Source organism: Pantoea sp. SJZ147, assembly GCF_007828605.1.
In the GTDB taxonomy this organism is placed as follows: domain Bacteria; phylum Pseudomonadota; class Gammaproteobacteria; order Enterobacterales; family Enterobacteriaceae; genus Pantoea; species Pantoea allii.
Window position 1 is genome coordinate 103,538 of record NZ_VIVB01000006.1, and the last position, 14,689, is coordinate 118,226.

General features: G+C 55.4%; 14 protein-coding genes. 3 read left to right on the forward strand and 11 right to left on the reverse strand.

Going from position 1 to position 14,689, the window contains the following annotated elements:
- Positions 1 to 35: 35 nt before the first annotated feature.
- From FBY13_RS10605 to FBY13_RS10615, 3 genes are all read right to left on the reverse strand, one after another.
- Positions 36 to 518: a type VI secretion system tube protein Hcp gene (locus FBY13_RS10605; RefSeq protein WP_145394114.1), complete on the reverse strand. Its 483-nt coding sequence runs from the start codon at positions 516 to 518 to the stop codon at positions 36 to 38.
- Positions 519 to 549: 31 nt separating this feature from the next.
- Positions 550 to 1,032, reverse strand: a complete 483-nt coding sequence (locus FBY13_RS10610; RefSeq protein WP_063880125.1) for a type VI secretion system tube protein Hcp — start codon at positions 1,030 to 1,032, stop codon at positions 550 to 552.
- 489 nt (positions 1,033 to 1,521) lie between these two features.
- Positions 1,522 to 2,544, reverse strand: coding sequence for an LLM class flavin-dependent oxidoreductase (locus FBY13_RS10615; protein WP_063881209.1), 1,023 nt, complete (start codon positions 2,542 to 2,544; stop codon positions 1,522 to 1,524).
- 257 nt (positions 2,545 to 2,801) lie between these two features.
- Between FBY13_RS10615 and FBY13_RS10620 the strand changes: the two genes are divergently transcribed.
- Entirely contained in the window at positions 2,802 to 3,716 is a 915-nt protein-coding gene (locus tag FBY13_RS10620; RefSeq protein WP_145394115.1) for a ketopantoate reductase family protein, read from the forward strand.
- A 92-nt stretch (positions 3,717 to 3,808) separates the two neighbouring features.
- Entirely contained in the window at positions 3,809 to 4,867 is a 1,059-nt protein-coding gene (locus FBY13_RS10625; protein ID WP_063880127.1) for a LacI family DNA-binding transcriptional regulator, read from the forward strand.
- A gap of 102 nt (positions 4,868 to 4,969) precedes the next feature.
- Here FBY13_RS10625 and tmaR read toward each other — a convergent pair whose 3' ends face one another.
- The 3 genes from tmaR to dacD all read right to left on the reverse strand — a co-directional run bounded on the left by tmaR (position 4,970) and on the right by dacD (position 7,883).
- The gene (gene tmaR / locus FBY13_RS10630) at positions 4,970 to 5,296 is read right to left on the reverse strand and encodes a PTS system regulator TmaR (protein WP_063880128.1); all 327 of its coding nucleotides are present in this window, start codon (positions 5,294 to 5,296) and stop codon (positions 4,970 to 4,972) included.
- Between the two features lie 160 nt (positions 5,297 to 5,456).
- The gene (locus FBY13_RS10635; RefSeq protein ID WP_109717329.1) at positions 5,457 to 6,512 is read right to left on the reverse strand and encodes an FUSC family protein; all 1,056 of its coding nucleotides are present in this window, start codon (positions 6,510 to 6,512) and stop codon (positions 5,457 to 5,459) included.
- Between the two features lie 213 nt (positions 6,513 to 6,725).
- Positions 6,726 to 7,883, reverse strand: coding sequence for a serine-type D-Ala-D-Ala carboxypeptidase DacD (gene dacD / locus FBY13_RS10640; RefSeq protein WP_172823904.1), 1,158 nt, complete (start codon positions 7,881 to 7,883; stop codon positions 6,726 to 6,728).
- Between the two features lie 197 nt (positions 7,884 to 8,080).
- On the opposite strand from dacD, the gene sbcB reads away from it, so the two are divergent.
- Positions 8,081 to 9,502: an exodeoxyribonuclease I gene (sbcB, locus tag FBY13_RS10645; protein WP_096010779.1), complete on the forward strand. Its 1,422-nt coding sequence runs from the start codon at positions 8,081 to 8,083 to the stop codon at positions 9,500 to 9,502.
- A 47-nt stretch (positions 9,503 to 9,549) separates the two neighbouring features.
- Here sbcB and FBY13_RS10650 read toward each other — a convergent pair whose 3' ends face one another.
- The 5 genes from FBY13_RS10650 to ltnD all read right to left on the reverse strand — a co-directional run bounded on the left by FBY13_RS10650 (position 9,550) and on the right by ltnD (position 14,603).
- A complete protein-coding gene (locus FBY13_RS10650) occupies positions 9,550 to 10,905 on the reverse strand; it encodes a GntP family transporter (protein WP_145394116.1) in 1,356 nt (451 codons plus the stop codon).
- A gap of 126 nt (positions 10,906 to 11,031) precedes the next feature.
- On the reverse strand, positions 11,032 to 11,817 hold the full coding sequence (locus FBY13_RS10655; protein ID WP_145394117.1) for an HPr family phosphocarrier protein: 786 nt from the start codon (positions 11,815 to 11,817) through the stop codon (positions 11,032 to 11,034).
- Positions 11,817 to 12,443: an aldolase gene (locus FBY13_RS10660; protein ID WP_145394118.1), complete on the reverse strand. Its 627-nt coding sequence runs from the start codon at positions 12,441 to 12,443 to the stop codon at positions 11,817 to 11,819. Before FBY13_RS10660 ends, FBY13_RS10655 begins: the two co-directional genes overlap by 1 nt.
- Positions 12,436 to 13,698: a 3-oxo-tetronate kinase gene (gene otnK / locus FBY13_RS10665; RefSeq protein WP_145394191.1), complete on the reverse strand. Its 1,263-nt coding sequence runs from the start codon at positions 13,696 to 13,698 to the stop codon at positions 12,436 to 12,438. The genes FBY13_RS10660 and otnK overlap by 8 nt, the downstream gene beginning before the upstream one ends.
- Entirely contained in the window at positions 13,698 to 14,603 is a 906-nt protein-coding gene (gene ltnD, locus FBY13_RS10670; protein WP_109717334.1) for an L-threonate dehydrogenase, read from the reverse strand. The genes otnK and ltnD overlap by 1 nt, the downstream gene beginning before the upstream one ends.
- Between the last annotated feature and the right edge of the window lie 86 nt (positions 14,604 to 14,689).

The following is a 14,689-nucleotide window of genomic DNA, read 5'->3' on the forward strand; positions in this document are numbered from 1 at the left end:
ACGTCCTCTCTGTTTGATGCCGCCTGACGAAGTGATTAGCTTTCTTTATTTTGTTTAATATCCCAGCCCATCTGCACCGAGGCTGCTTTACTTCCCTGAGAAGCCTGCTCCCAGTATTCCAGTGCCACTTTGCTGGCCTGAAATGCGTATTGCATCCCCAGCGTGGAGGCGTGACCGACTCCGGTAAAGTCAGTCTGTGTCACCAATACATCTTCCAGCGTGATACGGGTATACTCCACTTCCTGTCCGCCCGCTTTACAGACAGACAGTTGAACTTTTGGCAGATGTTTACCGGTGGCGCAATATTTCACTAACGCAGGCGTGGCTTTATCGATCAATGCCTCAACGCTTAGATCATGATAATTAACTTTCCCTGCTCCACCGCCGCCGCCAACAGACATATTACCTGGCTGCTGCGCTCCCCAGTTAAATGACAGGACATCAATCCATTTTTTATGATTCGCATTTTGCGATTCGCCTTCGATTCCATCTATTTTTAAAAATATATCAATAGCCATTTTTCACCTTTATATTTCAGGGCAGATTCACTCAGCTCTCTTTATTTTGTTTAATATCCCAACCGGCTTTGGTTTCCGCGCCTTTGGTGCCGCTTGCGCTTTGTTCCCAATAGCTGGTTGAAACTTTGGATGCCTGAAAAGCGTAGTCAACCACAATAGTGTCACTTTGCCCGATGCCGTTGAAATTGGTCGCGGTAACCAGAACATCTTCTAATACGATTTTGGAATACTCGACCTGGCTTCCACCGGCTTTACAGACGGACAGTTCAACTTTTGAAACATGCTTTCCGCTGGAACAGTATTTAAGGATAGCAGGCGTGGATTTATCGATTAGCGCTTTAACACGCAGATCGTTGAAATTCACTTTCCCTGCGCCGCCACCGCCTCCCACCGCCATATTGCCGGGTTGTGAAGCCCCCCAGTCAAATGACAGCACGTCGGTCCATCCTTTATGGTTGCTGTCCTGGGATTCTCCTGTGGTACCTTCAACTTTCAAATAAATATCGATCGCCATTAATTTTTTCCGATTACGTTGTGATGAGGATAAAACGGGCGTTGCAATCCGTTATGTTCAGTAGGTTTCGACAGAATTTAGTGCCATTTGATATTAAAAAATATTAAGCAGCATGCAATGACTGTCGTAGCGTGCGAACAAGAAATAAAAAGACGCCTGCGTGTTTTACGCAGTGAAAATGAATATGTCAGGATATCTAAAATAGAGGTATCCTTTTGAAGATCTTGATACATTAATAAAATTAACATGACTTCATGTCAATTAATTTACAACGCACGCTAATTTATTGGGATAAATCTGAAAGCAAATATTATCGAAAGGTTATCGTTTCAAGAGGTAATAGTTTTAACCAAAACGCGGCCCTGCCATCGACCTAATCGGCAGGCGTTGGGAGCGCGAGGGCTGCCGAAGTGGGGTTATTATTGAATAAAAAAACCCCACGCAACCAGTGCTGCGTGGGGTTATCAATCGGCTGGAATCAATCAGGGCTTAACGCCAGCCCAGCTCCGGAGCCACATACTTCAGAATCGATTCTATGACGTGCGCATTGTAATCCACGCCCAGCTGATTCGGCACGGTCAGCAGCAAGGTATCGGCTTCAGCTATTGCTTCATCCTCTGCCAACAGCTTGATCAGTTTTTCCGGTTCGGCGGCATAGCTGCGGCCGAAAATGGCGCGGGTTTTCTCATCCAGAAAACCCACTGAATCCTGATCCTGTCCACTGCGGCCAAAGTAAGCCCGGTCCATATCATTTACCAGTGCAAAAATACTGCGGCTGACGGAAACCCGTGGCTCACGCTGGTGCCCTGCCGCTTTCCAGGCTTCACGATAGGCGCGAATCTGTTTAGCCTGCTGGATGTGGAACGGCTCGCCGGTTTCATCATCTTTCAGCGTCGAGCTTTGCAGGTTCATGCCCATCTTCGCCGCCCATACGGACGTAGCGTTGGAGCCGGAACCCCACCAGATGCGATCGCGCAAGCCTTCAGACAGCGGCTCCAGGCGCAGCAGGCCGGGTGGGTTTGGAAACATCGGCTGTGGATTGGGTTTGGCAAAACCTTCGCCACGCAGCGCATCCAGGAACACCTCGGTGTGACGACGGCCCATGTCGGCATCCGTCTCGCCTTCCTGCGGTGCATAGCCAAAGTAGCGCCAGCCATCAATAACCTGTTCTGGTGAACCGCGGCTCAGTCCCAGTTGCAGGCGACCGTTAGAAATCAGATCGGCCGCACTCGCGTCTTCCACCATATAGAGCGGATTCTCATAGCGCATATCGATAACGCCGGTGCCTATTTCAATTTTTTTGGTGCGCGCGCCGACGGCTGCCAGCAGCGGAAACGGCGAGCTGAGCTGACGGGCAAAGTGATGCACACGAAAATACGCGCCGTCGGCGCCCAGTTCTTCTGCCGCCACGGCAAGATCGATAGACTGCAGCAATACGTCCTGAGCAGAACGGGTGGCTGACTGAGACGAAGGTGTCCAGTGGCCGAATGAGAGAAAACCAATATTTTTCATCTGTGACGTCTCCTGACGAAAGACGGTTGCTTTCGCGTTATAAACCGTAATGCACAAAGGGTACGCCAGCTTGTCCATCACTGATAGTGAATATCCTTAAGCGCTACGTTCAAGAATTTTGACATAAGGTTAGCCTGCCAGTCCCTATCCTGTTGGCGTTCAGGTTGTAATATTACTTGCGAGCGCGTTGGGTTTTGACGCATAACAGAAATTGCGGCGCTGTGTTAGGGCAGACGCTTTTCATACAAGGATATCGGATGCGCATTTTAATGGTGGGTGCCGGAGCAACCGGCGGATATTTTGGCGCACGGCTGGTACAGGCCGGGCAGGATGTGACCTTTCTTGTGCGTGAGCGCCGTCTCAGTCAATTACAAGAAAACGGCCTCGTGCTGCAAACCCCATCCGGACGCGAAGTCCTGCAACCGCAGTTAGTCACTGCTCCTGCGCTGAACAGCCCGTTTGACCTGATCATTCTGACCGTTAAAAGTACCGGCCTTGAGCAGGCGTTGCGCGATATGAATAACGCGGTCGGGCCAGAAACCCTGATTATGCCGATTCTCAACGGTATGCGGCATTTCGATACCCTGATTGCCCATTTTGGCGCAGACAAGGTGGTGGGCGGCCTGTGCAAAATTAACGCCACGCTTAACGAACAGGGCCACGTGGTGCAGCTCACGCCACTGCATCAGCTCTATTACGGTGCGCTGGATGGCCATAACGACGCACGGCTTCAGCAACTGGATGCGGCGCTACGCACCTGTGCGGTAGAGACGTTTTTTACCGAGGATATTATCAGTGAACTGTGGGAAAAATGGCTGCTGTTAAGCACGTTAGGCGCGGTCTGCTGCCTGGCGCGAGGTAACACGCAACAGGTGCTGAACGCTGAAGGCGGCGAGATGCTGCTTCAGGGCATTTACGCTGAGGTGCTTCAGGTTATTTGCGCCGAGGGTTATCACCCCCGCCATGCCGTTACCGCCAAAATTTATCAGTGGCTGAACAATCCGGCCACGCCGATGACGTCTTCAATGTATCGTGATTTGACCCAGGGTTTCGCGATTGAAGCGGAGACCATCATTGGCGACCTGCTGTTGCGCGCCAACCGTCATAGTCTTACGGTGCCGCTGTTGAATGCGGTGAACGTTAACCTGCAAATCTATCAACAGAACCGTTAAACACGGAAGTGATGAGAAAGCAGCCGCGCCGTTGCAGGACGCGCGGGTAACGGAATTTTGTTACACTCGCTGCCTCATCTTATGGAGGAATAATGACGTCCCGCTCTGTGACCCTTGATGATGTTGCCCAACTGGCTGGCGTTTCCTATCAAACCGTTTCTCGTGTGCTTAACCGGTCTGAGCAGGTCTCCCCCCGCACCCGAGAAAAAGTTGAAGCGGCGATGCAACAACTTAACTATGTTCCCAACCGGGTCGCGCAGCAGCTGGCGGGAAAAGCCACCCGCACCCTGGGGCTGGCCACCAGCAATCTGGCCCTGATGGCACCGGCGCAAATTGCCTCGGCCATACAGCAGCGCGCCGCCAGAGCCGGATACCACCTGGTTATCGCCATGGACAGTGAAGACAACCCCGAAGCCACGGTGAATGAACTGATGGCCCAACGTGTTGATGCGGTGCTGATTAATATCCCTTTAGAAGCGGCTGAGGCAGAAAAAATCCGCGCGATGTGTGGCAAAAAACCCGTACTGTTTCTGGATGCCGATCCGCATGCTGTTGTCTCTCACTGTCAGTATTCAAATGAACAAGGGGCACGTGCCGCCGTGGCGCATCTGATTGCCCTTGGACACCGGCAAATCGGCCTGCTCAATGGCCCTGTGCGCTCGATATCGGCGCGTCAGCGCGAAGCCGTCTGGCGTCAGGTACTGGCCGATCATCAGCTCTCCCCCTGCTGCGTACTGCGCGGCGACTGGAGCGCAAAATCGGGCTATCAGGCCATGCTGACGCAGCTACCCGATGCCCTGCCCCAGGCGCTGTTAGTGGCGAATGACGAGATGGCGTTGGGCGCAATGCGGGCGCTGCATCAGCACGGCGTGGCGATCCCGGCCGATATTTCCATTGTGGGGTACGATGACACGGCGGAAAGTGCCTGGTATCAGCCCCCGCTCACCACCGTTCGTCAGGACCTTCAACAACTTGGCACCCACAGCGTTGATCGGGTGCTGGCCGAACTGCGCGGTGAGGCGGTGACGTCCCGCATACTGGAGCCGGTTCTGGTGATACGGGAAACCACCGCCGTACCCGCCAGTCAGGACCTGGATTTATCCGATCTGGCCCGTCAGCTGCAGCAGATTGCGCGTAAGCTCTCGGGTTAAGCGTTTTAGCCCGCCATGCGGGCGCAAAAAAGCCCGCCCAACCTGAAGGTTGCAGCGGGCCGGTGATATCGGTAACGGACGGTTTGCGCTAGCGGCGCGCCATTACGGCGCTTTTGTCTCACCCACGCCCAGCGTCTTGAGCTTTTTAGACAGCTCACGGCGCTCTTTAGACAGGTCAGCATTTTTGATGATGTATTCATCAACGCGATCTTCATAGTCAGCACGCATGCTGGCGATGATTTCCTGAATCGCCTCAACGCTCATGCCGGGTTTAATGTATTCGCTCAGGTTATCCAGCAGCAGCACGCGCTTTTGGTTGTCACGAATTTTCTTCTCATTATCGACAATTTCACGCTGCAGTTTGTTCTTGCGGCGAAACGTACGCACAAACTCAAGTACGTCCTGAAATGATTGCTTGGCATTTTCCATGATGGCACCTTTCTTTAAGCCTGCTAAAGCAGGGAGAGAGTCAAAACGATCAGCTTAGCGGCTAGCCAGCCTTATGGGCAATTCTCACAGCTAAATTCGGACTGGCTCTTATCTTAGCGCAAAAAAACCGGGTTTCGCATTAAGTCATTGTCTGAGGTGATTATTTACGCAGCGCCAGACGCATCAAATCGGTCATGCGCTCCAGCTGTTTCGCCAGCTCCAGACTCAGCCAGACATAGCCATAAATCGGCGTTTCCTCCAGACGGTCGCTGCCGTCGGCGATCAACTGCTTAAGTTCTTTGACGATTTCTGTTAACTCATGGTTGGCAGCAATAATGTCATAGGTTTCCCCCTTCACCGCCATCACCGATAAGGTGCGTAACGCGTTTTCCGTCATCTGCTGGGTACGACGCAGTGCCGGGGCGTTCAGCATAATCAGATGGCTTTCCCGCGATGCCCACCAGGCATTAATTTGCATCTCAATGGTGTACACCATATTACGGTTAATGGTCTGAATCGCTTCAAACACCGAACGGGGAATGCGCGTTTCCTTACTGGACGGCTCCAGCAAAGCCCGCATTTTGATCACGCTGGTGAGCAGTTTACCAAACGGCTTGTTCAGTCGCGGCTTGTCCACCAGGTTGGCCGAAAACCCCGCATGATAGATTTTTGCCATCTCGCCCAGCGTATCCGAAAGTTGGATACGCCAGTGAATATACGCGCGTTGCGCCCAGACGGCGGTAAATATCAGCGCCAGCAGCGAGCCTAAAATCACATCGCCGCCGCGCCACATGGCAACGGTGAAATCCCCCATCGGCGCGCCCACCACCACGCAGAGCGTGATGCCAATCAACAACGCCATATAGGGATGTTTCCCCAGGGTCAGATAGCCGCTGATAAACATAATCAGCCCGCACCATGCCAGCATGCCCGGCAGCGAAATGATCTCCAGCTTGAGCGCGATTAATCCCGAAATGGAACCGGCAATCGTGCCACCAATGCGCTGAATGGCGCGGGGAAACACATTGCCCCACGTCGAAATCGGCCCCATGACGACCACCAGCGTAATCAGCGGCCAGGTGCCTTCGGGGATTTCAGTGATGCGGACAAATAAAAAAGCAAAGAGAAACGCGACCGCGATGCGCAGACCGTGCACGCTGCGGTAATGACGATACAACCAGAATTCCAGATTTGAGATGGGCTTATCAGAGCGCAAGGTGGCTGTCCGCTGGTAAAAAGGTGATTCTACGCGATGCGCCCTGTCACTCCTGGCGCGCCGTCAATATTTTAGTGAATGCCTGAAGCAATGGGTCATTATCTCCGACCCGTGACCGTAAATCAGCAAAATTAACCGCTCAGGTGGCCAGACGGCCCTGAGGCAGGCGATCGCCCGGCACCTGCCCGACAGGCAGGTGCGCGTAGCGTAAGATTAAAACTTACGTTTCAGATAGTCAGACAGGCGGCTAACTATGCCCGCTTCGTTTACAGCGCTGAGCGCCACCAGTGGATAACTGGCAATCTGCTTATCTTTGTCCATCACCTGGATTTCCCCAATGTTTTCATTGGCTTTCAGCGGCGCTTCCAGATCGGTACGTTGAATCACGTATTTGGCTTTGACGTTCGGGATTTCACTGCGCGGTAGCGACAGATAGACGTCCTCTGCCGTGCCCACTTCCACCTGGTGCGGATTACCATACCAGACATGCTCGCTGCCAATTTTCTTACCGGCATGGAACAGTTGCACCGTGTCGAAGGTATTCTGTCCCCAGACCAGCAGCTTGCGGGCCTGCTCTTCGCGCCCTTTGGCACTTTTACCGCCCATGATCACGGCAATCAGACGGTGCTGACCGACGACATTTGAAGCCACAATGTTGAACCCGGCCGTTTCGGTATGGCCCGTTTTCAGACCATCGACATGCAGGTTGTTATCCCACAGCAGGCCATTACGGTTGTTCTGGGTGATGCCATTCCAGGACAGGGTTTTCTCACGGTACATGGCATAGAAATCTGGCTCGCCGCTGATAATGGCGCGGGACAGTTTTGCCATGTCCCGCGCGCTGGAGAATTGTCCTGGTGCATCCAGACCGTGGACGGTTTCGAAATGGGTATTTGCCAGGCCCAGTTTCTCAACGTAGTGATTCATCAGCTTAACAAAATTGTCCTGGCTCCCGGCGACGTAGTCGGCCAGCGCCACGCAGGCGTCATTGCCTGAGTCGATGATGACGCCACGGCTCAGGTCGCGCACAGTCAGTTTATCGCCTGGCTTAAGAAACATCAGCGAGGAACCTTTGAAGACCGGATTGCCCGCAGCCCAGGCATCTTTGCCCACGGTGACCATATCGTCGCGGGTAATTTTCTTTTGATCGATCGCGCGATCGACCACATAACCGGTCATCAGTTTGGTCAGACTGGCAGGATTGCGGCGCTCGTCGGGGTTGCCCGCGGTAAGAACCTGCCCCGTGGTGGCATCCATCAGCACCCATGACGCGGCATCAATCGCCGGTGGCGTCACGGGAAACGGCATATCGTCGGCCTGTGCCAGCGAAGCCCAAAAAACAGTTACGGTAATTAACAGACGCCTTTTCAACACTTCATCCTTAGTTGCGCAAATAAAACAGACGGGAACAGCCGGACGTTTTACGGCAAAAGCCTTAATAAGGTTTAAATAAATTGAAAAAAAATATGAACTGCTGCGCGCCGTTACGCAGCATTGCCCTGCACGGTTGTACTGAAGCGCGCAGAAGACTATCCTGAACATTGATTTTTTGCAGACAGGACAGCGACGTGCCCGCCTCTGAATTAACTTTCTTGTTCCACGATTACGAAACCTTCGGCACCAGTCCATCCCTGGATCGTCCGGCGCAGTTTGCCGGTTTACGTACCGACAGCAACTTCAATCCGATTGGCGAGCCAGAGGTGTTCTATTGCCGTCCTCCGGATGATTACCTGCCCCAGCCCGAAGCGGTGATGATCACCGGCATTACGCCGCAAATTGCCGCCTCACGAGGCGTGAGCGAGGCTGAATTTGCCGCCCGTATTCATGCCCTGTTCACCACAGAGCAAACCTGCGTGGTGGGCTACAACAACGTACGTTTTGACGATGAGGTGACGCGGAATATTTTTTACCGCAACTTCTACGATCCCTATGGCTGGAGCTGGCAGAACGGTAACTCCCGTTGGGATTTACTGGACGTGATGCGCGCCTGCTATGCGCTGCGGCCCGAAGGCATTAACTGGCCAGAAAATGAAGACGGCTTTCCCAGCTTCCGGCTGGAGCACCTGACCAAAGCCAACGGCGTGGCCCATGAAAACGCCCATGATGCGATGTCAGATGTGTACGCCACACTTGCCATGGCAAAACTGGTTAAAGAGAAACAGCCCAAACTGTTTGAGTTTTTGTTTACGCATCGCAACAAAAACAAACTCATTCAGCTGGTCGACATCCCCCAAATGAAACCGCTGGTGCACGTTTCCGGTATGTTTGGCGCGGCGCGCGGCAATACCAGTTGGGTGGTGCCGCTCGCCTGGCATCCCGACAACCGTAATGCGCTCATCGTGGTGGATCTGGCCGGGGACATCACGCCGCTACTGGCGCTGGATGCCGACAGCCTGCGCGCGCGTCTGTATACGCGCAAAAGCGATCTCGGCGATCTGGCAGCCGTTCCCGTTAAGCTGGTACATATCAATAAGTGTCCCGTGCTGGCACCGGCGAATACCCTGCGACCTGAAGATGCCGAGCGTTTGGGTATCGATCGTCAGTTCAGCCTGGATAACCTGGCGACGCTGCGGCAACATCCCGAGGTGCGTGAAAAACTGGTGGCGATCTTTGCCGATGCAGACCCCTTCACGCCGTCGGATGATGTCGACACTCAGCTCTATGATGGTTTCTTTAGCGATGCCGATCGGGCGGGCATGAACATTATTCGCCAGACAGCACCGGCGAATCTGCCCGCGCTGGACCTGACGTTTGACAGCCCACGCGTGGCTAAGCTGCTGTTTCGCTACCGGGCACGTAATTTTCCGGGCACGCTGGATGATGCCGAGCAGCAGCGCTGGCTGCAGCATCGACGCGAGGTGCTGAACCCGGAGAAGGTGCAGTCCTTCCTGATGGAGCTGGAATCCCTGGCCAGCCTGCATGAAAGCGACCAGGAAAAAGTGGCACAGTTGAAAGCGCTGTATCGGTATGCGCAGGAACTGGTGTCCTGACGCTCAGACTGGCCGGGGAAAGCCAATCGCCTTTCCCGGCCAACGCATCAGATCACCCACCAGAGTGCCCAGGTCAGAGCAAAACCGCACAGCCCCATCAGGGTCGTCAGTACCGTCCAGGTTTTTAACCCATCTGCCACCGACAGGCCCAGATAGCGGGTCACCACCCAGAACCCCGCATCGTTAACGTGAGACAGCCCAAGCCCGCCGAAACAAATTGCCAGCGTCACCAGCACCCGATGCACATCATCAATGCCGCCGACGGCCTGCGTCAGTAAGCCACTGGTGGTGAGAATCGCGACGGTGGCCGATCCCTGAGAGGCGCGCAACGCCAGTGACAGAATAAAGGCGGCAGGGATTAACGGCAGGTGCAGTGTTTCCAGCGCCAGGGCCAGCGCTTTACCTACGCCAGACTCAACCAGCACCTTACCAAAAGCGCCCCCTGCGCCCGCAACCAGAATCACGCTGGCCGATCCCGGAATCGCCCGTCCGGTCAGGTCTTCCAGCTTATCTTTGCTCCAGCCACGGCGGATGCCCAGTAGCCAGGCAGCCAGCCCTAATGCAATCAACAGCGCAACAGGCGGCGTGCCAATGACCGTCATCACTTTCCCCAGCTGGCTGTCTGGCGCCAGCAGTGAGTGCGACAACGTGCCCAGCACAATTAAAACAATGGGAATCACGATCAGGCCACAGATGGTCAATGCGCCCGGTGGGGCCGGCTCATTTTTCTTGATGGCACCTTCAGGCTTCGCCATCTGTAACTGTTCCAGCACCTCGACTGACAGATGATACTGACGGCGATTCATCACCCGGGCGACGTAATACCCTAAAATACCAACCGGGACAGAGATAAGAATCCCCAGCAGCATCAGCCAGCCCATATCGGTGTGCAAAATCGCTGCCGCCGCCGCCGCACCCGGATGGGTGGGCAATGCCACATGCACCGTTAACATCACCCCGGCCATCGGCAGGCCAAACTTTAAGGGGGAAACCCGAGCCACCTTGGTAAAGCCGTAGATCAACGGGATAACGATAATAAAGCCCACTTCAAAAAAGACCGGGATGCCCAGAATAAACGCCGCCATAGTCAGGGCGGCAACGGTCCGTTTCAGGCCCAGGGCTTTACTGAAGCGCTGGGCCAGCGACTCCGCTCCGCCGGAGGCTTCGATAATGGCCCCGAGCATGGCACCCAGCACAATAATAATGGTGATATGGCCCAGCAGCCCGCCCATGCCGCTGATAATCGTCTCCATGATTTTTTCAGCCGGGATACCGGTCGCTATCGCCACCAGCAGGCTGACAATCAGTAGCGCGACAAAGGGGTGCACTTTGGCTTTGATGACCAGCAGCAGCAGAATCACAATGCTGGCGGTCGCGATGGCTAACAGCAACGCAGTCGTCATGGTAAACCTCAGAGTAAATTATCTTTTTTAGGATTTTTGGTTACAGCTCAACCTGATGCTGGTGCGGATAAAAGACGACCAGAACTGCACCGGTGCTGACACACCGGTGTGATGTTTATCAATGCCTTAGGAGTTTTTTGCCCAGGGCGAGAACCAGTTCAGCCCCTGAACGGTGTCCCCGCGCGGGATATACTCACAGCCGATCCAGCCGTCATATCCCACCTCATCCAGTAAGCGGAACAGCCAGGGATAATTGATCTCCCCTTCGTCCGGTTCATGGCGGTCGGGGGCCGCGGCAATCTGCACGTGGCGGTAACGTCCCGCGTAATGGCGAATCAGATGGCTGAGGTTGCCGTCCACGATCTGGGCATGGAACAGATCAAGCTGGGTAAACACGTTGGGGCGGTCGATCAGGTCGACCATCTCCAGCGTCTGATACTGGCTGGCATACAGATAGCGCGGTTTCGTCGTGGGATTTAACGCTTCGATTAATAGCCTGATGTTATGGGGTGCGAAGCGTTCAGCGGCGTAACGCATATTGCTGACAAAGGTATCAACGTACTGCTGGCGATCCGCACCCGGCGGTACGGTGGCCGCCATGATATGCACCTGGGGACAGTCAAGCGCCAGCGCGTAGGCCAGTGCGCTGTCGATATCGGCCCGTGCCTCCGCTTCCCGGCCTGGGATAGCGCTGACGCCCCATTCGCCAGCCGCAACGTTGCCCGGTGCCGTATTGAACAGCACCAGCTTTAGGCCGTTGTCATCCAGCAGCGGTTTTAGCTGCTCAGCCGAATAATCATAAGGGAACAGAAACTCCACCGCCTCAAATCCGGCCTGTGCGGCGGCGGCAAAGCGCTGCAGGAACGGCACCTCATTGAACTGGGTAGACAGGTTGGCTGCAAACTTTGGCATTATCGGCTCCTGAGTTCGGCGACGTCGTCAGCGCTGAGATAGCGGATGGCCCGATCGCCCAGAGTAAAGATCAGGCGCGCGGTCTCTTCCAGTTCTTCGGTATTGTCCGCGGCTTCCTGCAGAGATTTACCCATCACGACCGGGCCATGGTTAGCCAGCAAAAACGCACGATAGCGCGGTGCCAGCTGTGCCAGATCTTCCGCCAGTCGCACGTCGCCGGGTTTGTAGTAAGGCACAACCGGCACATCGCCAACCCGCATCACCACGTAGGGCGTGAACGGGCGGATGCAGTTCTGGCTGTCCAGATTTTGCAGGCACGACAGCGCGGTCAGGTAGTGGCTGTGCAGATGAACGACCGCCTGGCAGTCTGGATTGTTCAGGTAGAGCGCCCGGTGAAAGGCGATTTCTTTTGAGGGTTTATCCCCGGCAAGCCATTCCCCCTGTAACGTGACCGTTGACAGACGGCTGGCATCCAGCGCTCCCAGGCAGGAGCCGGTGGGCGTTGCCAGCAGATTGCCGTCGTCCAGCAGCAGGGAAAGGTTGCCGGCTGACCCGGTGGCATAACCGCGCTGGAAGAACGACGCACCGAGTTTGACCATCTCTTCACGGGCCTGTTGTTCAGTCATGGGGAAACTCCGTTTGCGCGCGACGGAAAAAGTGCTCGTCGCCAAAATTACCGGATTTGAGCGCCAGCGACAGCGGCTGCTGTATATCTCTGACCCAGGGAACACCTGGCGAGATCACCGGGCCAATATGAAACGCGGTGACGCCCAGGCTTTGGGCGACCACGCCCGAGGTTTCGCCGCCCGCGACAATAAAACGCTGCCAGCCGCGGGATTGCAGTTCCCGGGCCACCTGCGCAAACAGCTGCTCTACCGCTTCACTACTGCGCTGCGCGCCATATTGCTGTTGGATCGACTGCAGCTGTTGGGCCTCAGCGGTGGCAAATAACATCGGGGCCAGCGGTCCATCGCTATTTTCTGCGACCCAGTCACAAAGCACCTGTGCGTAATGTTCATCACTGAGACAACGCTCGACGCTGATTGCCTGGGCTGGTGCCTGCTGTTGATAGGCCGTGACCTGGCGATGAGTCATCTGTGAACAGGAGCCGGACAGCACGACGGCCCGCTCACCCTGCGGATAACCGGCACGCTGCGCCTGACGTTTATCGCCGCTGTCGCCTGACCACTGACGTGCCAGGCCAATCGCCAGCCCGGAGCCACCGGTGACCAGCCGCCTGTCCTGCAGCGCCTGGCCCTGTGCCAACAGATGCTGCTCACTGAGCGTGTCAATCACCACATAGTTAACGCCCTGCTCACGCAGTTGATCCAGCTGCTGCTTTATCGCCATGGCCCCCTGATCCACGGTGGCGGCAGAAATGAGACCGGCTTTTCCCTTACTCTGACTTTCCATCAGCCGTAGCAGATTGCTGTCAGTCATTGGCGTGACCGGATGATGACGCATGCCGGAGTCGGACAGCAGCTGTTCACCGACAAACAGATAGCCCTGATAGACGGTGCGACCGTTCACCGGCAGGGCCGGACAGATTATCGTTTGCGTCTCATTCAGCTCAGCCAGCAGCGCATCGGTGACCGGGCCAATATTGCCGCCGCGCGTGCTGTCGAAGGTGGAACAGTATTTGAAATAAAAACGTTCACAGCCTTGCTGTTGCAGCCAGCGCAGCGCGCTGAGCGACAGTGCCACCGCCTGATCAGCCGGACAGGAACGTGACTTAAGGCTGATCACAATGGCCTGCGCATCAGACGGCGCGTCCTCCTGAGGGATGCCGTTAAACTGAATCGTGGACAGGCCGTTTTGCACCAGAAAGCTGGCAATGTCGGTTGCGCCGGTAAAGTCATCGGCAATCACACCTAAACGTATCATGCTTTCTCCTGGCGCTGCGGCAGCGTAATCCCGCTGAAGATTTTAATGACCGCGCTGTCATCCTCGCGCCCAAAACCGGCATTGCTGGCTTCGGTGAACATAGTGAGTGCGGTGGACGCCAGCGGCAGTGGGAAATGCAGAGCTTGCGCAGTGTCGGCGACCAGATTCAGGTCTTTCACAAAGATGTCGACGGCTGAGGTTGGGCGGTAATCGCCGTCAACAACGTGGCGCATGCGGTTTTCAAACATCCATGAATTGCCTGCGGCATTGGTGACCACCTCATACATCGTATCCAGCGGAATCCCGGCGCGGGCGGCCAGCGCCATCGCTTCAGCCCCGACGGCAATATGCACGCCAGCCAGAAGCTGATGAATGATCTTGACCGTGGAACCCTGACCGATTTCGCTCCCGACGCGGTAAACCTTCGCCGCCACCGCGTCCAGCACCGGCTGCAACGCCGCAAACGCCGCATCGCTGCCTGACGCCATGACGGTCATGTCGCCTGTCGCGGCTTTGGCGGCACCGCCTGACACCGGCGCGTCCAGCATCAACAGTTGATGGTCAGCCAGCCCTTGTTCGATTTGCTTTGCATCCTGCGCGGACAGGGTTGAGGAGACCATGACCACCGTGCCGGGTCGAAGCCTGGCAGCCAGTCCCTCTTCGCCAAACAGGATGGCGTTAACCTGCTTCGCGTTGACCACCAGCAGCAGCACGGCATCAAGCTGCTCAGCAAACGCATGCGCTGAGGTCTGCGCATCGCGCGCGCCAGCCTGACGCAGTGTCTCCAGCGCCTGCGGATTCAGATCGACGCCCCACGTTGACAGCCCTGCCCGGATACACGACTGCGCCGCGCCCATTCCCATTGAACCTAAGCCTATGACACAGACTTGTGAAACTGGCATCGGTGGCCTCCGTTGTTAAATTAAGTGAATTTTTGATTTCTGTTGTTAATAGTGCCAATAAAGTGCGCACAAAAACGTGCCTTAAT

What these genes read in the sequence shown, in the direction of transcription:
- FBY13_RS10605 (WP_145394114.1), bottom strand. Translation starts at nt 518, where the DNA reads ATGGCTATTGATATATTTTTAAAAATAGATGGAATCGAAGGCGAATCG.
- FBY13_RS10610 (WP_063880125.1), bottom strand. Translation starts at nt 1,032, where the DNA reads ATGGCGATCGATATTTATTTGAAAGTTGAAGGTACCACAGGAGAATCC.
- FBY13_RS10615 (WP_063881209.1), bottom strand. Translation starts at nt 2,544, where the DNA reads ATGAAAAATATTGGTTTTCTCTCATTCGGCCACTGGACACCTTCGTCT.
- FBY13_RS10620 (WP_145394115.1), top strand. Translation starts at nt 2,802, where the DNA reads ATGCGCATTTTAATGGTGGGTGCCGGAGCAACCGGCGGATATTTTGGC.
- FBY13_RS10625 (WP_063880127.1), top strand. Translation starts at nt 3,809, where the DNA reads ATGACGTCCCGCTCTGTGACCCTTGATGATGTTGCCCAACTGGCTGGC.
- tmaR (WP_063880128.1), bottom strand. Translation starts at nt 5,296, where the DNA reads ATGGAAAATGCCAAGCAATCATTTCAGGACGTACTTGAGTTTGTGCGT.
- FBY13_RS10650 (WP_145394116.1), bottom strand. Translation starts at nt 10,905, where the DNA reads ATGACGACTGCGTTGCTGTTAGCCATCGCGACCGCCAGCATTGTGATT.
- FBY13_RS10655 (WP_145394117.1), bottom strand. Translation starts at nt 11,817, where the DNA reads ATGCCAAAGTTTGCAGCCAACCTGTCTACCCAGTTCAATGAGGTGCCG.
- FBY13_RS10660 (WP_145394118.1), bottom strand. Translation starts at nt 12,443, where the DNA reads ATGACTGAACAACAGGCCCGTGAAGAGATGGTCAAACTCGGTGCGTCG.
- ltnD (WP_109717334.1), bottom strand. Translation starts at nt 14,603, where the DNA reads ATGCCAGTTTCACAAGTCTGTGTCATAGGCTTAGGTTCAATGGGAATG.